This is a genomic window from Paenibacillus sp. PDC88 (assembly GCF_900106725.1).
Taxonomy (GTDB): domain Bacteria; phylum Bacillota; class Bacilli; order Paenibacillales; family Paenibacillaceae; genus Paenibacillus; species Paenibacillus shunpengii.
In genome coordinates this window covers 323,351-343,117 of record NZ_FNNT01000003.1, presented here as the reverse complement: position 1 = coordinate 343,117, position 19,767 = coordinate 323,351, and the positions used below count along the sequence as shown (strand labels likewise).

At 49.4% G+C, this 19,767-nt stretch carries 17 protein-coding genes; 8 read left to right on the top strand and 9 right to left on the bottom strand.

Annotated features, from left to right (window positions below; genetic code table 11):
• Position 1: 1 nt before the first annotated feature.
• The 5 genes from BLW49_RS12095 to BLW49_RS12075 form a co-directional block, all read right to left on the bottom strand.
• Positions 2–664 carry a class I SAM-dependent methyltransferase gene (locus BLW49_RS12095; protein ID WP_090724829.1) on the bottom strand — a complete coding sequence of 221 codons (663 nt, stop codon included), beginning with the start codon at positions 662–664 and terminating at the stop codon, positions 2–4.
• Entirely contained in the window at positions 661–2,004 is a 1,344-nt protein-coding gene (locus BLW49_RS12090) for a glycosyltransferase family 4 protein (protein WP_090724827.1), read from the bottom strand. Before BLW49_RS12090 ends, BLW49_RS12095 begins: the two co-directional genes overlap by 4 nt.
• Before the next feature lie 2 nt (positions 2,005–2,006).
• Complete coding sequence (locus BLW49_RS12085) at positions 2,007–2,756, bottom strand: glycosyltransferase (RefSeq protein WP_076314345.1); 750 nt, start codon at positions 2,754–2,756, stop codon at positions 2,007–2,009.
• A gap of 11 nt (positions 2,757–2,767) precedes the next feature.
• Positions 2,768–3,946, bottom strand: a complete 1,179-nt coding sequence (locus BLW49_RS12080; RefSeq protein ID WP_076314346.1) for a hypothetical protein — start codon at positions 3,944–3,946, stop codon at positions 2,768–2,770.
• Between the two features lie 203 nt (positions 3,947–4,149).
• Positions 4,150–5,109 carry an MraY family glycosyltransferase gene (locus tag BLW49_RS12075; protein ID WP_083656002.1) on the bottom strand — a complete coding sequence of 320 codons (960 nt, stop codon included), beginning with the start codon at positions 5,107–5,109 and terminating at the stop codon, positions 4,150–4,152.
• A gap of 329 nt (positions 5,110–5,438) precedes the next feature.
• Between BLW49_RS12075 and BLW49_RS12070 the strand changes: the two genes are divergently transcribed.
• From BLW49_RS12070 to BLW49_RS12040, 7 genes are all read left to right on the top strand, one after another.
• Positions 5,439–6,758 carry an ABC transporter substrate-binding protein gene (locus BLW49_RS12070; protein ID WP_076314347.1) on the top strand — a complete coding sequence of 440 codons (1,320 nt, stop codon included), beginning with the start codon at positions 5,439–5,441 and terminating at the stop codon, positions 6,756–6,758.
• A gap of 90 nt (positions 6,759–6,848) precedes the next feature.
• Positions 6,849–7,727, top strand: coding sequence for a carbohydrate ABC transporter permease (locus tag BLW49_RS12065; RefSeq protein ID WP_076314348.1), 879 nt, complete (start codon positions 6,849–6,851; stop codon positions 7,725–7,727).
• Positions 7,728–7,807: 80 nt separating this feature from the next.
• A complete protein-coding gene (locus BLW49_RS12060) occupies positions 7,808–8,608 on the top strand; it encodes a carbohydrate ABC transporter permease (protein ID WP_371264556.1) in 801 nt (266 codons plus the stop codon).
• Positions 8,609–9,105: 497 nt separating this feature from the next.
• The gene (locus tag BLW49_RS12055) at positions 9,106–10,632 is read left to right on the top strand and encodes a DUF4127 family protein (protein ID WP_090724826.1); all 1,527 of its coding nucleotides are present in this window, start codon (positions 9,106–9,108) and stop codon (positions 10,630–10,632) included.
• 30 nt (positions 10,633–10,662) lie between these two features.
• Positions 10,663–11,382, top strand: a complete 720-nt coding sequence (locus BLW49_RS12050) for an N-acetylmannosamine-6-phosphate 2-epimerase (RefSeq protein ID WP_076314351.1) — start codon at positions 10,663–10,665, stop codon at positions 11,380–11,382.
• On the top strand, positions 11,360–12,184 hold the full coding sequence (locus tag BLW49_RS12045) for a MurR/RpiR family transcriptional regulator (RefSeq protein ID WP_076314352.1): 825 nt from the start codon (positions 11,360–11,362) through the stop codon (positions 12,182–12,184). Before BLW49_RS12050 ends, BLW49_RS12045 begins: the two co-directional genes overlap by 23 nt.
• A gap of 35 nt (positions 12,185–12,219) precedes the next feature.
• Positions 12,220–13,806, top strand: a complete 1,587-nt coding sequence (locus tag BLW49_RS12040; RefSeq protein ID WP_090724825.1) for an FAD-dependent oxidoreductase — start codon at positions 12,220–12,222, stop codon at positions 13,804–13,806.
• 122 nt (positions 13,807–13,928) lie between these two features.
• Here BLW49_RS12040 and BLW49_RS12035 read toward each other — a convergent pair whose 3' ends face one another.
• The 3 genes from BLW49_RS12035 to BLW49_RS12025 are packed head-to-tail and all read right to left on the bottom strand — an operon-like array spanning position 13,929 to position 17,013.
• Positions 13,929–14,756 carry a carbohydrate ABC transporter permease gene (locus BLW49_RS12035; RefSeq protein WP_076314354.1) on the bottom strand — a complete coding sequence of 276 codons (828 nt, stop codon included), beginning with the start codon at positions 14,754–14,756 and terminating at the stop codon, positions 13,929–13,931.
• A 15-nt stretch (positions 14,757–14,771) separates the two neighbouring features.
• A complete protein-coding gene (locus tag BLW49_RS12030; protein WP_076314355.1) occupies positions 14,772–15,713 on the bottom strand; it encodes a carbohydrate ABC transporter permease in 942 nt (313 codons plus the stop codon).
• Positions 15,714–15,753: 40 nt separating this feature from the next.
• Positions 15,754–17,013, bottom strand: coding sequence for an ABC transporter substrate-binding protein (locus BLW49_RS12025; RefSeq protein WP_090724823.1), 1,260 nt, complete (start codon positions 17,011–17,013; stop codon positions 15,754–15,756).
• A gap of 353 nt (positions 17,014–17,366) precedes the next feature.
• On the opposite strand from BLW49_RS12025, the gene BLW49_RS12020 reads away from it, so the two are divergent.
• A complete protein-coding gene (locus tag BLW49_RS12020) occupies positions 17,367–18,125 on the top strand; it encodes a GTP cyclohydrolase II (protein WP_090724822.1) in 759 nt (252 codons plus the stop codon).
• Between the two features lie 78 nt (positions 18,126–18,203).
• Here BLW49_RS12020 and BLW49_RS12015 read toward each other — a convergent pair whose 3' ends face one another.
• Positions 18,204–19,679 carry a PTS transporter subunit EIIC gene (locus tag BLW49_RS12015; RefSeq protein WP_090724820.1) on the bottom strand — a complete coding sequence of 492 codons (1,476 nt, stop codon included), beginning with the start codon at positions 19,677–19,679 and terminating at the stop codon, positions 18,204–18,206.
• Between the last annotated feature and the right edge of the window lie 88 nt (positions 19,680–19,767).

The following is a 19,767-nucleotide window of genomic DNA, read 5'->3' as shown; positions in this document are numbered from 1 at the left end:
GTCACGCATCATCCTTATGTCTTTTTTTGATAAGTGCCCGGAAGCAGTAGATGACTGGACCATACATGGTTGTAAATATTGCATCGTCAGGCCGTTCGGTGCTCAGCGGACCCACGATCATAAGACCTGCTTCAGACAGGAGAGCGGCAAGCTGTTCTGGTTCAATTTCGGGCACATCCACAGTAAGCACGAGTCTGCCGTCGGGTCTCAGCACCCGGGCAAATTCCTTCAGCGATTTCAGCCTTGTGGGGTGATCTAAATGCTCCAGTACAGAAATGCAGAAGACCGTATCAAATTGCTCATTCGGATAAGGCAGTGCAGCTAAGTCAGCTTGAGCCCGCTCCACATTCTCGATGTAGCGCTCTGGCAGAATTCGCGATATATGAATACCAAAATCGTCCGCGACTGCGGAACGGATCGCTTCATTGGATAAGATGCGCGGGTCCAGATCACAGGCATATACTTTATGCACACGGTCAACGAGCCAGAATTTAAAAGGATGAGGAATGCCGGAGGCAGCATCCAGCACAGTATCTTCCGCATGAGCGAATTGACGGGCCCAGGCATATTCATATGGTCTGCTCCACCAGGCTGGATGCAGTGGAACAAGCACCGTGTCCATTCGTTCATCATCACGCCGTACATATCTTGATTCGATTGTCATCGCAGCAGTATACGCTCCTTCCGGGCCTTGCGGCTGAGGTGGTGTTGGAGCACCGTTTTCCAAGCCAGCTCCCATTTGTGATCATCATAGGCAAGTGCAGTTTGTCTAGCCTGATTACCCATCCGCTCCCTAAGCTCATCATCATCGATCAGCCTGCATATGGCGGCGACTATGTTCTCTTCTACGGGAGGAACAGACAGTCCATTGAACCCGTCCTGGACGATATCATTTAATCCTCCGACATTGCCCGCGACAACGGGGAGCCCGCAGCTCATCGCTTCAAGGCAGGCATAGGAGGTTCCTTCCGAGAAGATCGTCGGAATGACAGCGATATCCGCCTGCTGATAGGCCAGCAGCATTTCATCAAATTTATAGCTCTTCGCATATATGCGATCTTTGTGTGGATGATGCTTTCTCCATATCTCGAATGTCTTCCCGATCGTACTGCCTTCAACCCGTTCACCTGCAAATTCAATGGTGAGTGTGGGGTAGGCGCCCAGCAGACGGTCACTGGCCAGCATCATAGGAATGATGCCTCGTTCCAGGCTGATTCTTCTCGGGAACAAGAGCCGTATACTCTTCTGGTTAGAGCTGTCGTCAGCGTCCTGCAGGTCCGGTGCTTCTATTGCAGCGTTGAGATCCGCTGGAGAATTGAATTCCCCTTCGTGTTCTTGATCTCGGTGTTCTCCATCCTGCTCTTCATCTCCATGATGAAGGTAGGCCGTCCGGCCCTTCACTTTCTTGCGCAGTGCTTGTTCATCAATCGTCTTGTCGGCATCGGTGTCTCCGAGCATCAGGTGCACAGGCTTGAAATATTCTGTATCGACACTATTCGGAATGAGCACAACCTGATGGGGATCCTGATAGGTGCATGCAGCCCGGCAGTAGGTGAGAAAATGTGAATCTACCGACACAAGGGTGTCGAGCTGGTCCAGCGCCCTTTGAATCGAGCCGGCAATCTCGCGTTTGGCAGCCGCCGGAAGGTTGTGTCGATCCCAGTTAATACCGTGGCAGATACCGAGACTGCCTGGCGCATAGTTCAGCGGGTGCCATATACAGCTGGCGTAAATGAGTGGGCCACGGGCGCGAGAGGCCATTTCGTCAAAAGCTTGTGGGATGTGGTCCGGATCATAAGGGTAACCGAATACCTCAATCTCTTCTATCGTTCTATGGAATGCCTCGTAATAGGAGAGCTGGTGCACTTCCGGGATATAGCCGATATCACGTATGACCTGGCACAGCCGAAAAATATACCGTTCCAGTCCGCCGCCAAACAGCCGTTCGAAGTCACGATTGTAGCCATCTGCGAAGCTGTGCGTAAGCACACTGATATACCCCATGCTTAGATCTCCTCCTTCCACTCCACAAGGCTTGGGGATAGATCCAGAATGGATTCATACTGTGCGATATTCCCCCATTTGCCTTCAGGATCAAGCTTTTTGTAGCGGACGTACTTCTGAACGCGCTCCTCAAGAGGGCCGGCCCAGCCCAGATGCTTGATCCGCAGATCGGTCGTTAATCCCTGCAGTGCGGCACAGGTGGCGGGAAGGCGGGGTACATGATGCGCTTTTTCGGGATAGAGATAAGGGAAGCCTGGAAAATAGCGGACAAGCGTCATCGTCTGACGGCGATGCGCCTGCCATAGCTTATCCTCCCGATAATACTGTCTGCTCCCCCACATATCATATAGTCGGAAGCTGACCCAATCGTAACGATCCTGGTTAATCAGGTTTCGAATACTCCGCTTCGCACGCTCTTCATACAACTCATCGGCATCGACGGCAAGGATCCAGTCTGGTGAAGTGGAGGCCGTCGTCTGCCACAGGATCGAGCGGAGCTTCCACTCCTCATCAAACAGAGACGAAGCCAAAGTAACCAGCTTCTCTACCTTGTCGAAGGATCTGCAGATTTCAAGCGTGTGGTCTGTGCTTGCATCATCCACAATCACGATATGATCAACAAAGGTAGAGAGATCCTCCAGCACTTCCTCCAAATATCGGCCCCCTTCATTACGAACCTGAAGCATGGCCGTCAGCTTATTATTTTCCTTCTTCCTCACAGGAGATATAGGTGGTGAATTGGATATCGTCATCGTCTTTCGGCTCAGCTCCCTTGCTCCAGAATGCGAAGCTTCTCATCGAGTGCATCCAGTGCAATAATCTGCACAAGCACATCCTCATCGCCCTCGGCTGCTTCCATGAATAGGCGGATTGCGGTGTGCCGGTCACCTCTCATGGCTTCTACACTGCCTGACAGTATGCGGAATTCCCTTCGGTCCTGCTCCGTTTGCAGATCGGAGGCTGCAACCTCTCCGAGTGCTTTTTCGAGGCGGCCGGTTTCCCGGTACAGCTGAAAGGATAGATGTCTTGCATTCTGCTCTGGCAGCAGGTCCAGCATGGATAAGGCTGCGCGATAATCATCGTTGAATCGATAGATATGGAAGAGGGCAGTCGTCTCTTGCCCATCCGCCATTAACTGAAGAAGTGAGTGGTATCTGTTCGTGTCAGTATCACTATAGGCTGTAATTCCGTAGGTGCTGACAGCCTGAGTAAGATTGCCCTGCTGTGCCTGAATGGCCGAGAGGAATCTGTAATGCGTGATGAGGGCGTTATTTCTACCCTGCATGACAGCCTGCAGGAAGGCCTCCTCCGCATAGCGAAGCGCATTCTTATCCTCCAGCAAGTACCTATAGACGGACAGCAGGAAGGAGATCGTCTCATGAGGACCGGATTGTTCCCGTAACGATTCGTAATAGGCAGCTCGCTCTAACCACTGACGTCGATGAATGGATGTTGTCTCACTGTGGACAAGCTCATGGACGGCCTCCTGAAAAAGCACATCATAGACAGCAGATTCCTCCTGCAGGAAGAGGGCGGCACAGCCTCGGAAGGCCCAGTCCAGACATTTCATCTCGGAATCAGAGCATACAAGACTGGATATCGCCGTCAATTGCTGCATACATGCTTTATATAGTCCTTCATCTGATTCATCAAGATGGGCAGCCTCGTATGTAATTATGTACTTCGGATGCATGGACGCCGCTGCATGTACCCAGTATGGATGGGCCACGAAGGCGATGGTATTCTCATTCCAGAGCTGAGCCAGCGCGCTCCTGAGTACATAATTTAATTCCTCAGGTTCGGAGTGTTCGTGGAATTCCTCCTTTGGCCGGCTTGTAACATAGTATACAGGGGCTGACTCACAGAGAAGGGCCAGGAGTCGCTTCAGTATCGGATCTGCGATGTTGGGTGGTGGAAATATGACAAATTGAAGAGTGTCCAACTTCATCCGCTCCTTCAACAGCTGTACTGATACACAGGCTTCTGCCTGCATCTATATACTGTATGGGAGCAGAGGGCAGTTCATGAACAATTTCTTATGCTGGGCATATCGGACTGGCGGCCTTCCAGGCACACAAAAAAGAGCATGATCTGAGTGGAGGAGACTCATGGATCATGCTCTTTGTTGGATATAAACCTACGCTCTTAGATCTGTACCAGCATCAGAATGATCGAGGACAAGCAGAGACATACACTTACGAGACATAAGACGGCCAGAGTCTGCTTGTGGGTCAGACCTGCTCTTAGCAATCTGTAATGCGCCTGACTCGCATCTGCCTGATAGATCGCTTTTCCTTCAAGGAATCGCTTGATGACGACGAACAGGTTATCGAAGATCGGAACACCTAATGCCAGAATTGGAATCAGGATGGATAGAACCGTTGCCTGCTTGAATGCTCCATCCAAGGCGATGACGGCGAGAATAAACCCGAGGAACGTCGCTCCCGCATCTCCCATAAATACTTTGGCCGGGGGTTTGTTGAATTTAAGATAGCCTGCAGTTACACCGACAAGTACGATCGCAAGCATGGCCGAGTGACTCTGACCCATCGTCAATGCCACAATGAACAATGTCGTGCCTGAAATGGCAGATAGTCCTCCCGCGAGCCCGTCCATTCCATCGGAGAAATTAATAACTGTCGTAACACCGAAGATCCACAGAATGGTCAGTGTAAACTGCAGCCAGACCGGAAGTGAGATGTATTCCTCGCTGAAAGGGTTATAGAACCCGGTAAAACGAATGCCTGCTAAATATACAATAACGGCAGCTGATACTTGAACGAGCATTTTGGGCAGAGCGGGAAAGTCCTTGCCTCTGGTCTTGTACCAATCATCAACGGTTCCAATAACGAGCAGGAGCAGTCCTCCGGCAAACAAGGCTGCCGTCTGCCATGTATATTCGCCTGAGAACAGCAGATAGGCGATGAAAAATCCGGCAAAGATCGCATAGCTTGCGGTCAAAGGGATGGGCTTCTTGTGCAGCTTGCGCTCCTCATTCTCTCTAGGCTTGTCCACGAAATCGATCTTAAGAGCAAGCCTGCCTAATGGAGGAATGAGCAGCACAACAATGAGCAGGGATACGATAAAGGCACCAGCATACAGCATGGAACAGAAATCACCACTTTTCAGCATATTTTTGACAGAAAATGATTCCATTTATTCAAATTATAGCTTTTTTCTTCAGGGATTGTCGATTGTTTTCTCGATTGTTTTCTTCAGCCTTTTATATTCCGAGTAACAAGAGCGTGTTAGTACAAAAGAAAAAATATTCCGCTTTTTAAATAAATTTAGGAAAAAATCTTTTTTATTTTGGTTTTCTTTGCTATAATTTCCCACAAAGAGAAGCGAAAGGTAAAACTTCCTTGCTTTTTAACACATCATCACGTCTTTCTCTTCGCAAATGACTCTTGTCGATTATGAAGGGGGAAAAAGGAATGAGAAGAAGCAGAAGAGGTTTCAAGCTGTCGTGTTTAACCCTGTTGTTGCTATCCCTATTGCTTAGTGCATGCAGTGGCGGAGGCGGTAATAACGGAGCGGACCCTGCACCAACGCCTGCTGATCCGGGTTCAGGAGGAACAGAGGAAGCCAGTGAGCCGATTGAGCTTGAGTTCTGGACGATTGCCCTTCAGCCTACGTTTAACGACTATTTTAACGGACTGATTGAGGAGTACGAGGCAGCACATGAGAATGTGACGATTAAATGGAGTGATTTTCCGTTTGATGCGATCACCCAGAAGCTGTTGACGACAACAGCCAATAATGAAAGTCCGGATGTCGTGAATCTCAACACCGAATTTGCGAGTCAGATGGGCACCAAAGGTGCGCTGACCGACCTGAACGAACACCTCACAGATGAAGAGAAAGCCGTATATTTTGACGGAATCTTCAATTCCACCATCATTAACGACAAAGCTTATGCCCTCCCATGGTACACCGGTACCGAAGTGCTGTTTATGAACAAGAAAATAGTGGAGGAGGCTGGACTTGATCCGGCAAATCCGCCGCAAACCAGAGAGGAACTGGCAGAGTGGGCCCGTACGGTAAAAGAAAAGACAGGCAAAGCCGGTTACGCGGTGCAGCTCGTTTCGAAGCTTCTGCCCATCGACGGTATCCAGATCCTGAACGAAGACAAGACCGCAGCTGCCTTCAATACACCTGAAATGGTGGCTATGATTGAGAACCTGAAGGGGTTAATGGAAGAAGGGCTGGTCGTGAAGGAGGATGCTGAATTCTCCAAGCAGATCCAGTTCTACTCGGCAGAGCAGACGGCCTTCGTACTCGCTGGACCAACCTTCATCAATTTTATCAAGACATCCGCACCTGATGTGTATGAGAACACGATTGCTGTATCTTTGCCGACAGGTAAAGCCGGCCTGAGATTGTCTAACTCTATGAACATTGTCGTCCCTTCCAAGACCGAGCATCCGGAGGCAGCAGCTGAGTTTGCCAAATTTATTACCAATGCAGCCAATCAAACCGCCTTCTCCAAAGTAGCCAATACACTGCCTTCCACGAAGGAGTCCGTTGAGGATCCGTTCTTCAAGGAATCTGATGGATCTCTTGAAGCTGAAGCGAAGCTGGCATCGAGCCAAAGTCTTACCGAAGCGACAGACTACATGGTCGGGGTACCAAATGCAGGAGATATTAACTCTGCAATCGCACGCGGACTGCAGGAAATCTTGCTGAACGGTAAAGAAATTCAGGCCACGCTGGATGCTGTAGAGGCCGAAGTGAACAATATCCTGAAGCAGTAGTGCCACTTGAGTGTAAGGAGAATTGGAATGCATTAAATGAGGCAAGAAATACGTTTCTTGCCTCGTCTAATTCACAAGGGGGGAATGCAAATGAGGTGGGTTCGTTCTGAATCTTTTGCAGCCTGGGCATTCATGACCCCAGGTTTGCTCATTATTGCCGTATTTGTATTTTGGCCGATTATTTATGGAATACCGCTGTCCTTAACGAATTATTCCGTTATTGGGGAAACAAAGTATGTTGGTTTGGATAACTTCAAGAATGCGTTTCTGGATAAGAACTTCACCATCTCCTTATGGAATTCACTGCTGTACGTTATCGTGGTTCCGTTTATCCAGATCTTTTCTATCTTAATGGCGATTCTTGTGAACAGCCGTATACCTGGAATTAAGCTCTTCCGTGCGGCGTACTACATTCCTGTCGTTACCTCCATGGTTGCTGTAGCCCTGATTTGGAGCTGGCTGCTGAGCAGCAATGGGGTGGTCAACTACCTGCTGATGCAGGTAGGAATTATCAGTGAGCAGGTATCTTGGCTGTCGACCAGTGAAACGGCACTGGCTACGCTCATGTTTATTACGATGTGGAAAGCACTCGGCTATTACATGATGCTGTATCTTGCAGGTCTTCAGGGCATTCCGAATGACCTCTACGAGGCAGCGAGAGTAGATGGGGCGAACCGAATGCAGCTGATTTGGTCCATTACCCTGCCGCTCCTGCGTCCGCATATCTTTTTTTGCTCCTTGATCTCTGTTATGGGGGCGGTGCGCGTATTTGATGAGGTATATATTCTGACCAAGGGTGGCCCAGGAACATCGACGCTGGTATCCAGTGTGTATATATTTGAAAAAGGTCTGGAGCAGTTCAATTTCGGCTATGCCTCTGCGCTGGGACTCATTGTGAGTGTACTGATCGGAGGACTCAGTGTCATCGTGTTTAAGCTGAATCAGAAGGGCGGTGTCAATTCATACTGATGGAAACAGTCGAGTTAACCCAAGCTGACAAGTTGATCGAGACGAGCAAGCGCAAGAAAAAAGTAGTCAACGGATTGCGGATGGCGATTACGTACTTGCTATTGCTCCTCCTGGCTATCTTTATGATGGGACCGTTCTTATGGCTGCTGAGTGTGTCACTGATGCCGGGGCGTAATATTTTCTCTTCGCCGCCTGCAATCTTCCCGACCTTTATTGATTTTGATAACTATGTGCAGGTATGGCAGTTTATGAACTTCCCAAGGTATATCTGGAACACGGTTGTAATTACGGTGCTGGGTGTAGTGTTCAATATTGTTTTGTCATGTATGACAGGGTACCCGCTCGCCGTATTCCGATTTAAGGGTCGAAACTTCGTATTCGTTACCTTGATTGCAACGATGATTATTCCATCCTCCACCGCGATGATCGTACATTACCTGACCATTCAGGATTTGGGACTAGGCGGCTCGTACCTGGGTGTAGTTCTGCCTGCGGCAGTGTCTGTTTTTAATATCTTTCTGATGCGGCAGACGTTCTTGAATATCCCCATTGATGTGCGTGATTCTGGAAAGATCGACGGAGCCTCCGAATTTCGGATTTGGTGGCAGCTGATCCTGCCGCTGGTGAAGCCAGGGATTGCCGTTATTGCCCTGCTGGAGTTCATGTCGTTCTGGAACAGCTTCCTGTGGCCAATGGTTATTCTGGATGACCCATTAAAGTACCCGCTTGCGTCCGCATTGACGACGCTGAACGGACAGTTCTCGTATAACTTTGGCTGGATCGCCGCCGGTACGATGATCTCGGTGATTCCGATCATCGTCGTGTTCCTGTTCACACAGCGATACTACATGGAGGGTATCGCCGGAGCAGTAAAGGGCTAAGGTTTTCTCTATCCCTGGAGGGAGATAGAGTTACGCCGCAGACTAAAGAGGTTTAGATCTTCTCTATCCCGCGAGGAAGATAGAGCGATGCCGCAGGCTAAAGAGGTGTAGATCTTCTCTATCCCGCGAGGAAGATAGAGCGATGCCGCAGGCTAATGGGTTTAGACCTCCTCTATCCCACAAGGAAGATAGAGTTACGCCGAAGGCTAAAAGGGTTTAGATGTCTGTATCCCGCAAGGAGATAGAGGCAAGCCGAAGGCTAAAAGGTTTTCATGTAATTCTGATCTTTCATCCCTTAACAAACTAACTAATAACAAGGCAAGGGTGACGCGAAGCAACCCGCCACCCCTAAGCGCCAAGCGAGTGTTCTGGATTCTGAGCGACTTTTGGCTTTGAATGCATGAACAACTCCGAAGCAATCACTTCGCATTCAAAACAAGTCGGAGCGAAGAAGTCAGAACAGGAGCGTCCGAACAGGAGCGTCCGAATAGGAGTGAATGATAAACATGCATACGATCTTCATCCCACTCGACGAAAGACCCTGCAACTACGAATTCCCGTACATGCTGGCAGAGGGCACGGAGCTTACAGTAGAGCGGCCACCATTGTCGATATTGGGACTTAAAAAAAGACCGGGCGATATTGAACAGCTGTGGACCTGGCTTGAAGAGAAGGCCGAAGGTGCAGGAGGCGCTGTCATCGCGCTGGATACCCTTTTATATGGAGGAATTATTCCTTCGAGACTTCACGAATTCACGGAAGATGAGCTTATTGGAAGGCTAACAAGACTGCGCAAGCTCAAAGAGAAGCATTTGAATCTCAAAATTTTTGCATTTCAGCTCATCATGCGCTGTCCGCAGTACTCCATATCAGATGAAGAGCCGGACTATTATGCGGATTGGGGTCGTGAGATTTTCCGCAAAGGCTATATTAGTCATCGGAAGGAGCTGAAATTAGCTACCGAAGAGGAGCTAGAAGAGCTTCAGGACATTAACAAACGTCTGCCGAAGGAGGTGCTGGATGATTATCTGGGAAGAAGGAGGATCAACATCCAGGCTAATCGGGCCGTACTGGACTTGGTGAAGGATGGGGTCATTGACTTCCTGATCTTCCCGCAGGATGATTCCGCACCGTATGGTTATACGGCAAAAGATCAGCAGGTGGCGAGACAGCGGATCAGTGAGCTCGACTTGGAGCTAAAGGCGTACATGTATCCAGGAGCTGATGAAGTCGGCTGTACACTGATAACTCGGATGTTGAACGAGACGAAGGGACTAAAGCCGCTGGTGTATCCTAGACTATCCTCTATACAAGGTGCATTTGTTACACCGGTATATGAAGATCGTTTTTTCTACGAGACACTAAAGTATCAGATCACGGCAGCAGGAGCCTTAATCGCTTCCAGTGCGAGTGAAGCAGATCTCATCCTGCTTGCCAGCACCCCGGGGGAGACGATGATGGAGGCAGTGTCGCAGGAGCATCCATTCTTCAGCTATGATGTGTACCGCAATTTAATGGAGCTGATCGAATACGGAAGCTACATGATGAAGGAACAAGGCAAGGCGGTAGCCGTTGCCGATGTAGGCTATGCGAATGGTGCGGATCTCAAGCTGGTCAAAATGCTGCGCCAAAAGGGCATACTGTTTGATCTGGCAGGCTATGCCGCTTGGAACACCAGCTCAAATTCACTTGGAACTGTTATCTCGCAGGCACTCATTTATACGCTGTACGGACGAACGCAGGAGCACCTCGATTTTCTCGCGCTACGTTATGCGGAAGATGCATGTTACTGTGCGACGGTCCGTAAGGAAATGAATGCAGGAGTTGTCGAGGAAATGGGTTACAATAAATTTTTGCTGGATGGGCCGCGTGGGAAAGTGGCGGAACGCGTCGAGCAGCGGCTTACTGAAGTGCTGGAGGAGAAGATCAATGGTCCGGCGGGCCGAGTTGAGATTGTTGATTGTTACATGCCGTGGAATCGTACCTTTGAAGTTGGACTGAAAGTGAAATATCATGCCGTATGATTCAGGCAGGAGTAACCAGGAAGAGGGTGTATGCTAGTGATTCCCGTATTGAAGCAAATACGATATGGACTGATTGCATCATGCCAAGCTTTACCGGGTGAACCGCTTCATGGTTCGGAGACGATGGCGAAGATGGCCAAGGCAGCGGAAGAAGGCGGGGCAATCGCGATTCGCGCGAACAGTGCTGAAGACGTGAGAGCGATCAAGCAGGCAGTGGGCCTTCCTGTCATTGGAATCGTCAAAAGAGATTATCCGGATTCGGAGGTATATATTACGCCCACGACGAAAGAAGTCGATGAACTGATTGAGGCGGGAGCGGATATGATCGCTCTGGATGCTACGCGAAGAAAGCGGCCGGGCCAGGTTACGCTGGAGACGATGGTGGAGTATATGAAGTCTCAGAATATGCCAGTGATGGCCGATATCTCTACGTTAGCTGAAGGGCTGTACGCCGCGTCCCTCGGTGTCAGCTGTGTGTCAACCACCTTGTCGGGTTATACATCGTACTCTCCGAACCTCGCAGGTCCTCATCTTGAATTGGTCAAGGAGTCCGCGGAGCGGCTTGCCATTCCGGTAATCGCGGAAGGGAGAATCAGTGAGCCGGCTCAAGTGGAGGAGGTGCTTCGGCTCGGTGCATATGCCGTCGTGGTCGGTTCCGCTATTTCCCGTCCTCAATTAATAACGAAGCGGTTCGCGGAAGCCGCACGGAAGGCAGTGATTTCAATCCATGGAAATGAAAGATCGCATTAATACCTACTATCCTTCGCTGACCAAGTCAGAACAAAAAGTAGCAGAATGCGTATTGCAGAATGCCGATGATCTCATGTATTACTCTGTCACGGAGCTGGCCGATTTTGCCGGGGTGGGGGAGACAACAGTCATGCGTTTTTGCAGGAAGATTGGATTCAAGGGCTATCAGGATTTCAAGCTGTCGCTGGCTCAGAACGCAGGGGCGAAAAAGCCGGGGGAGCAGGACGAGGACAGCAAGGACTTCGTCCGTATGGTCTACGAGAACAATATCGACATTCTGCATTCAAGCATGAGTCTCTTAGACAGAAGCAAGCTGGAGCAGGCAATTGAATGGATCGATCAGGCTGGCAATGTACAGTTCTTCGGCGTAGGAGCCTCCGGTATTACAGCGCTGGATGCCAAGAACAGACTGCTGCGGATCGGTAGACGATCCGAGGCGGTGGCAGACAGCCACATTCAGGCCATGATGGCAGTCAGTATGCGGGAAGGGGATGTTGCCTTCGGAATTAGTGTGTCCGGCAGTACGCTTGACACCAACGATATGCTGCTTAAGGCGAAGCAGAGCGGGGCGAAGGTCATTGCCATTACGAACTATGCCAAGTCACCGATTACATCCATAGCTGACCTCGTGCTGCTGACAGCGGGCAAGGAAATGCCGCTCGAAGGGGGATCTATTGGGGCTAAAATATCACAGCTGTTCATTATTGATCTCATCTGTGAAGGTCTGGCAAGAACAAACATAGCAGAAACAAAGAAGATGAAGGAAAAGACAGCAAGGTCCGTTATTGATCGAAGCTATTGATACAGGCAGGGCCTTAAAGGAGAGGAGACCAGGAAATGACGTTAGTTTTGCATGCAGATGTCATTGTAGTTGGGGCAAGTCTCGGAGGAACGATAGCGGCAAGAGCAGCAGCAAGAGCAGGTCTGAACGTTATTTTGACAGAAGAAACGGATTGGATCGGGGGACAGCTTACTTCGCAAGCGGTTCCGCCGGATGAGCACAGATGGATTGAATCCTTTGGCTGTACAGCGAGCTATCGCGAGTTTCGGGACCGGGTGAGGGAGTATTACAGACGGAATTATCCTCTTAATGATGAGGCGATGGACGATCCTGTTCTTAACCCAGGTAATGGTTGGGTGAGCCGGATTGCTCATGAGCCGAAGATTGCACTAAGAGTACTGGAAGACATGATGGCGGCATACGTCAACTCCGGACAAATTCGTATCCTCCATCATACGGTGCCGACTGGAGCGGATTGTAAGGGTGACCACGTGCAGAGCGTCAATGTAAGACAGGTGTACACTGGCGAGGAACTCGTGTTAACAGGTGAATACTTTCTGGATGGTACCGATAACGGGGATTTGCTGCCGATCGTGGGCGCAGAGTTTGTGGTAGGTGCTGAATCAGGTGAGGACACAGGCGAGCCGCATGCATTATTCAAGGCTGACCCCTGTGACATCCAGTCCATTACGCATGTCGCAGCGCTGGAATATGTGGAGGGCGGTGATTTTACGATAGAACGTCCTGTATCCTATGAGTTCTGGAAGGCTTATACGCCGCTGCCGGATCGGATGCCTCTATTCAGCTGGTACGCAGGAGATGCGAATGACACCACGAAGCAGAAACAATTTACGATGTTTCCCAATGATCAAGGAATTACTCCGTTATGGACGTACCGCCGAATTGTAGACCCATCCCTATGGCGGGAAGCGTTGCCGACAGGAGAAGTGACGCTGCTCAACTGGGCGCAGAACGATTACTACTTGGCACCGATCATTGGTGTTGGAGCACAGAAACAGCGGGAGCACGAAGAACAGGCACGGGATCTGACACGCTCACTTGTTTACTGGCTGCAGACAGAAGCACCTCGACTTGATGGGGGCGCAGGTTATCCCGGAGTCAGGCTTCGCGGCGATGTTCTGGGCACATCCGATGGTCTGGCCAAAACAGCATATATCCGAGAGTCGCGAAGAATCAAAGCACGCTACACGGTTACCGAGCATGATGTCAGCAAGGCGCTGCGCGGTGATCAAGGTATCAAACGATACAGAGACAGCGTTGGTGTCGGCAGCTACCATCTGGATCTGCATCCGACAACCAAATCGCTGAGATCCTTTTACATACCTAATTATCCTTATGAGATCCCGCTTGGCTCGCTCATTCCGATTCGTATGAAGAACCTGCTTCCTGCCTGCAAAAATATTGGGATGACGCAGATCGCGAATGGCTGCTACCGTCTTCATCCAACGGAATGGAACATTGGCGAGGCAGCCGGCTATCTGGCAGCTTACTGCCTGAGACAGGGCATCCATCCTGTTCATGTATATGAATCAAGCGAGCATCTGGAGCAGTATCAGCTTCTCCTTACGGAGCAAGGCGTTGAGCTGCACTGGCCGGATGAGGTATATGATACGATGTACTAAATTTGTATGGTAGACAACAAAATAAGCGTCCCCACTTCAGCAGTAATGACGTGGGGACGCTTATTATGGTTTGTAGAATATTTACTTAATTCGATTCTATTAAGTTAGCTGCCAGATCAAGGTTAGTCCTTGATTGCTCCTGCCGCAATGTCTGATATGAACTGCTTGCTGATGAACAGGAACAGGATGATGAGTGGAACGATGGCCAGCAGTGTTCCGGCAATGATCATGGCATAATCGGTGTTGTACAGTCCATTTAGCTGGGATAAGGCAATTTGAAGGGTATACTTGCTCTCGTCCGTCAGCACGATGAGCGGCCAGAGATAATCGTTCCATACGCCAATGAAAGTAAAGGCACCGAGAAAGGCAAACGCAGGACGCAGAATCGGCAGAGCCACATTAAAGTATAGTCGGAAGAAGCCGGCGCCATCCATCCGTCCTGCATCCAGCAGCTCCTTCGGGATCGAGCCTTCTGCATATTGCCGAATCCAGAAGATCCCGAAGGCATTGACCATGCCGGGAATAATGAGTGCTTTGTAGGAGCCGACCCAGCCGAGCTCAGCCATAATAACGAAGGACGGTACGAGCGAGAGCTGGGTTGGTACCATCATCGTGGCAAGCAGCAGAACGAACAGCCACTTTTTGCCCGGGAATTCAAATTTGGCAAAGGCAAAGCCGGCGAGCGAATCGAAGAACAAGACGAGAATCGTAACAACAGCTGAGACAAACAAGGTGTTAAGAAAGGCTCCGACAAAATCAATCTGTTCCATAACCCTCGTGAGATTGTTCCAGAACTCTCCCCCAAACCACAGCTTCGGCGGGAAGGAATAGATATCTGCCGTCGTTCTCGTCGACATGACAATCAGCCAGTAGAAGGGGAACATCGAGATAACGAGACCAATGGCTAAGCCGACGTATAGACCGATAGATTTGAGTCTTGCCTGTATCATGAAGCCTCACTCCTTCTAATTGGATGATTTGCCTTGAACGAGCTTCCAGTTAATGATCGAGAACAGTGCGATGAGGATGAACATTCCCCAGCCGACAGCTGCACCATATCCAAAATAGTTGTTAATGAAGGATTCACGGTACAGATACAGGACAATCGTCATTCCTGCTCCGCCGACCCCGCCATCATTGCCGAGCAGGATTTGCGGCTCGGTGAACAGCTGCATACCACCGATCGTGGAGGTGATGACCGTGAACAGAATGACAGGACGGAGCAGTGGAATCGTAATACGGAAGAAGGACTGGATGCCGGTTGCACCGTCAATCTTAGCCGCTTCGTACAGCGTCTGCGGAATGGCCTGAAGACCCGCCAGATAGATGACGGCATTGTAGCCTGCCCAGCGCCAGATGACCATCGAGGCAATGGCCGTCTTGATTCCCCAGCCGGTATCCAGCCACTGCACCATGGGAATCCCGAAGAGATTAAGAATGTAGTTGAATATGCCGTAATTGTTTGAGAACAGGGCCGCAAAGATAATAGAGACTGCAACAATGGACGTGACATTGGGCAGGAAGAAGCCGACCCGGAAGAAGGTCTTAAATTTAACGAATGGAGCATGAAGCAGAAACGCAATGACAAGGGCGATGAACAGCATTGGAATGGTGGAATAAATCCAGATAATGAAGGTGTTCCCAACCGCTTGCCAAAATTCTGGATCCGTCACCAGGTAGCTGAAGTTATTCAATCCGTTATACGTCATTTCACCGATGCCGTCCCATTTCTGGAAGGCTAGATATAGAGAGAATCCAATCGGGAATAGACCGAAGATAGCAAACACAATATAAAAAGGCGAAATGGCCGTGTATACAGCTCGATTCTTCCAGATTTCAGACCATAGCGATTCTTTTTTGGCTGCAGGCACATAGGATGAGCCTGTTTTCGGTTCCAAAGATTGCATATCGGTAGCCTCCTTTTGTGAGTGAGGAATACGTGCAGATCTATCGCTTCAACTCCCGCTCGACCCTTTGCAGTGCTTCATCAAAGGCCGTTTCCTGATTCAGATTGGAGATGTTCTTCAGCCAGCGGGTCATGATGCCATGCACTGCAGGGTAGCGCTCGCCGAAGAAGGAGACTTTGACATTGTTCGCCGATGCAGCGAATACTTCTCCGGTAACCTGACCGCCAAAAAATTCTTCTTTCTTCTGAACCGTCTCGCTGTCAAATACACCCGGTGTAGCAGGGAAGAGGTTGAGGTTCGATAGGGCTGTCTCTTGGTTCTCTGGGTTTTGCAGCCATTTGATGACCTCGAAGGCTTCCTGCGGGTGCTCACTGGATTTAGGGATCGCCAGGAAGGAACCGCCGACATTTCCATCTCCGCCGGGTGCCCTTGCTACCCGCCATTTCCCTACGCTGTCTGGAGCCGCTTCGAGCAGTGGCTGCTTCATCCATACGGCACCGACATAGGAAGCAATCTTTCCTTTGCTGATTCCCGCATTCCATTCCGGTGTCCAGTGCTCAGCATTCGCAATGAGGCCGTTATTGGAGAACGCAACTGCTGTATCCCATGCGTATTTGATCACTTCGTTCTGATCCCCGATGTATTGCCCATCTTCGGTAAAATATTTCTGCTCACTCTGTGAAATGATCTGATTGTAAACGTTGTCAATATTGTCGGTCATAAATACCTTGCCATCAAAGGTCTCCTTGACCTTCAGGCCTGCATCAATATAGTCTTCCCAGGTTGACAGGGCCTGGCTGACCTCATCCGGATCCGTTGGCAGTCCGGCCTGCTCAAATAAATCTTGGCGATAGAAGAGTGCGGTGGGACCGGTATCCATTGGAAACGCGATCATTTTACCGTTTGGCGTCACTCCTTGCTGCCACTTCCAGTCAAGATAAAGATCCTCGACCTCGGCAGCTCCGAGCTCATATAAATCGTAGAATCGGTCCTCACTTGGAAAGAGCTCCATGACCCAGTCGTTCAGGGCAACGATGTCGGGCTCTCCGGATTTGGCGGCTAGCGTCGTTTTCAGCTTCGATTTGAAATCACCGCCGATTTTTTGAGTGACCAGGTTAATGTGGGGAAATTGTTCTTTTGCTTTGGCGAGAAGTCCATCATCAATACTTCGATTCCAATACCATAATGTAAGCGTTATCTTTTTGTCAGATGCGGAAGAATCCTTAGATGCACCGAAGCTGCAACCGCTCATGACAAGCACAACAATGAGACTGACAATAATCAAGGACGTCCGTTTCATAGGTTTTCCCCCTTGGTAGTCTTCGTTTTGTTACTCGCATAACTATGGATATGAGACAAGAAGAAAGATATGAAGTTTTTCTGCAGAATCTATGATGTTTGTTACATAATACCATAAAATCCCCGAATTGTTCGTAACAGAATCAATTTTATATGCACCATTTTAACAATTTATAAAATATTTATTATTCATAGCAGTTTACTCTGTTTTATGTTGACAGTTATGACTAATCTATTCTATACTTACTTACGTAAAGTAACTAAAGGAAAAATGGCACATACCCTGTGGCGATTAATACGATAAATAAATGGTTCCAGCAGCGTACAAGTAAGACCTGAATAGGGGGAGCATAAATGATCACGAACGATACGATTCAAATATTGAAAAATAAAATAAAGACGATCAGCGGCAATGAAGGCGAGAAGCACATCTATCTGGTCGGTCCTGTACAGCTTCCGGTGAACATAGAGGATAATACACTACAATTTAAGTGGTACAGCTGGATTACCTCAGAGAAGCAGATGGATGAGCAGGAGCTCATCGCCTCTCTTGCCAATGCGCAGCTTGCTGATCAGCAGCAATCGAGTGTACTGGTATATGGGGATTTTGAACACCACCCGGATGCGATGATACGGATGCACAGCATTTGTCACACAGGTGATATCTTTGGTAGCAAGCGCTGTGACTGCGGCTATCAGCTGCATGAGTCAATGAAGATGATCGCTGCTCACGGGGCAGGCGCAGTCTTCTATCTGGCCAATCATGAAGGACGTGGTATTGGCTTGTTCAGTAAGACGATGGCTTATCTCCTTCAGGAGGAAGGCTATGATACGGTCGATGCCAATCTGGCGCTGGGCTTTGCCGATGATCAGCGGGATTACAGTGAGGCCATTCGTGTACTGAGAGCGCTGAGAGAAGAGCCGGTACGTCTGATTACGAATAATCCACGCAAGCTGGCATCGCTTCAGAAGGCGGGAATGTCGGTAAGCGGCAGAGTTCCGCTCTGGGGAGACCGCTCTGCCTATAATGATAAGTATTTGAAGACGAAGGTCAGTCGTTCCGGGCATCTAGAAGAGCATGCGGAATGGGTTCAAGATGTACGTTTATCCTAATCATCCTATAGAGTTTCGAATAAGAAACAATGAAGAAAACCTGCTGAAAATTTCAGCAGGTTTTCTTATATTGAGGCTCTACATTTTTTTCTTGATTTCGTCCTTGAGCGCTTCAGATTGGGTACCGAAGATCACCTGAACAGCACCGTTGCCTAGACGCATAATTCCCGCTGCGCCCAGCTTCTTGAGCCCTGCGTCATTCACGACCTTCTCATCGCGAACGACAAGCCGCAGCCTTGTAATGCAGGCATCAATGCTCTCAATGTTATCAGCACCGCCGAGCTGATGAAGCACTTGATCTGCCTTAGTTTCTCCTTCTGCAGAGACAGCAGTTACTCCTGGCTTATCAGAAGCATCTCCCGTTCCTGTACCTTCTACAAGCTCATCATCATCTTCACGACCTGGTGTTTTTAAGTTGAATTTAACAATAACGAAGCGGAACAGGAAGTAATACACCACTCCAAATGCAAGCCCCACCGGTATGAGCAGCAATGGATTCGTTGCGAGCTTCATGTTGAGCAGGTAGTCAATTAAGCCTGCGGAGAACGCAAAGCCCAGCTTGACGTCAAGCATATACATAATGAATCCGGATAAACCCGTAAGAACCGCATGAATGACATAGAGTACAGGCGCCAGGAACATGAATGAGAATTCCAGCGGCTCTGTAATTCCTGTCAGGAAGGAAGCAATGGCCGAACCGATAAAGATGGAGCCTACCATCTTCCGCTTGGACGGTTTTGCGGTATGAATGAGCGCGAGTGCTGCTGCCGGCATAGCGAACATCATGATCGGGAAGAATCCGGACATGAACATCCCTGCCGTTTTGTCCCCTGCAAAGTAACGCGTCAGGTCACCATTCACAACCTCTCCAGCTGCATTCGTAAATTCCCCAATCTGGAACCAGGCAATGGAGTTCAGAACGTGGTGCAGACCGATCGGTACGAGCAGCCGGTTGGCGGTACCAAAGATAAATGCCCCGATGCCTTCAAGACTTACTACCCAATTACCAAATGCAGCGATGGCGTCCTGAATCGGACTCCATATCATCCCGAGCAATGTGGCAAAGACGATGGTAGCAACTGAGGTAATAATCGGTACGAACCGTTTACCTGAGAAGAAGCCGAGCCATTCGGGAAGCTTGAGCGTATGGAACCGTTTGTATAAATAGGCAGCCAGCAAACCGGTCATAAATCCGCCGAGCACCCCGGTGTTGAGCACAACATCGTCCGGGATATAGCCGAAGACCAGCGGAACCTGCTCCAGAACCTTCACCAGAATGAGATAAGAGATGACGGCAGACAGCGCCGCAACGGCATCCCCTGCGAGACCAATTGCAACACCGACGGCGAAAATAATCGGAAGATTGCCGAAAATCGTTCCAGCACCCGCATTCAGAAAGGGGGTAATGAACTGATTAATGAAACCGCCTACAGCTCCGAGCGGAATATCCTGTTGGTAGTCTATTAAAGCAAAAGCTTGGAGAATACCCGCTGCAGGCAAAGTAGCGACCGGAAGCATCAGCGACTTGCCGAGCTTTTGAAGACCTTGTAACATGCTTACTGCACTCCTTTTCGATGAGGATTTTGCATAAATAAATTGAGCTTTCTAATTAGAGAGCTAAGCAAAGTCCTTAATAGATGAA

Coding starts and splice junctions, on each gene's coding strand:
- BLW49_RS12060 (WP_371264556.1), top strand. CDS start 7,808: ATGGCGATTACGTACTTGCTATTGCTCCTCCTGGCTATCTTTATGATG.
- BLW49_RS12035 (WP_076314354.1), bottom strand. CDS start 14,756: ATGATACAGGCAAGACTCAAATCTATCGGTCTATACGTCGGCTTAGCC.
- BLW49_RS12025 (WP_090724823.1), bottom strand. CDS start 17,013: ATGAAACGGACGTCCTTGATTATTGTCAGTCTCATTGTTGTGCTTGTC.
- BLW49_RS12065 (WP_076314348.1), top strand. CDS start 6,849: ATGAGGTGGGTTCGTTCTGAATCTTTTGCAGCCTGGGCATTCATGACC.
- BLW49_RS12095 (WP_090724829.1), bottom strand. CDS start 664: ATGACAATCGAATCAAGATATGTACGGCGTGATGATGAACGAATGGAC.
- BLW49_RS12055 (WP_090724826.1), top strand. CDS start 9,106: ATGATAAACATGCATACGATCTTCATCCCACTCGACGAAAGACCCTGC.
- BLW49_RS12050 (WP_076314351.1), top strand. CDS start 10,663: ATGCTAGTGATTCCCGTATTGAAGCAAATACGATATGGACTGATTGCA.
- BLW49_RS12020 (WP_090724822.1), top strand. CDS start 17,367: ATGATCACGAACGATACGATTCAAATATTGAAAAATAAAATAAAGACG.
- BLW49_RS12045 (WP_076314352.1), top strand. CDS start 11,360: ATGGAAATGAAAGATCGCATTAATACCTACTATCCTTCGCTGACCAAG.
- BLW49_RS12015 (WP_090724820.1), bottom strand. CDS start 19,679: ATGTTACAAGGTCTTCAAAAGCTCGGCAAGTCGCTGATGCTTCCGGTC.
- BLW49_RS12030 (WP_076314355.1), bottom strand. CDS start 15,713: ATGCAATCTTTGGAACCGAAAACAGGCTCATCCTATGTGCCTGCAGCC.
- BLW49_RS12090 (WP_090724827.1), bottom strand. CDS start 2,004: ATGGGGTATATCAGTGTGCTTACGCACAGCTTCGCAGATGGCTACAAT.
- BLW49_RS12040 (WP_090724825.1), top strand. CDS start 12,220: ATGACGTTAGTTTTGCATGCAGATGTCATTGTAGTTGGGGCAAGTCTC.
- BLW49_RS12070 (WP_076314347.1), top strand. CDS start 5,439: ATGAGAAGAAGCAGAAGAGGTTTCAAGCTGTCGTGTTTAACCCTGTTG.
- BLW49_RS12075 (WP_083656002.1), bottom strand. CDS start 5,109: ATGCTGTATGCTGGTGCCTTTATCGTATCCCTGCTCATTGTTGTGCTG.
- BLW49_RS12085 (WP_076314345.1), bottom strand. CDS start 2,756: ATGACGATATCCAATTCACCACCTATATCTCCTGTGAGGAAGAAGGAA.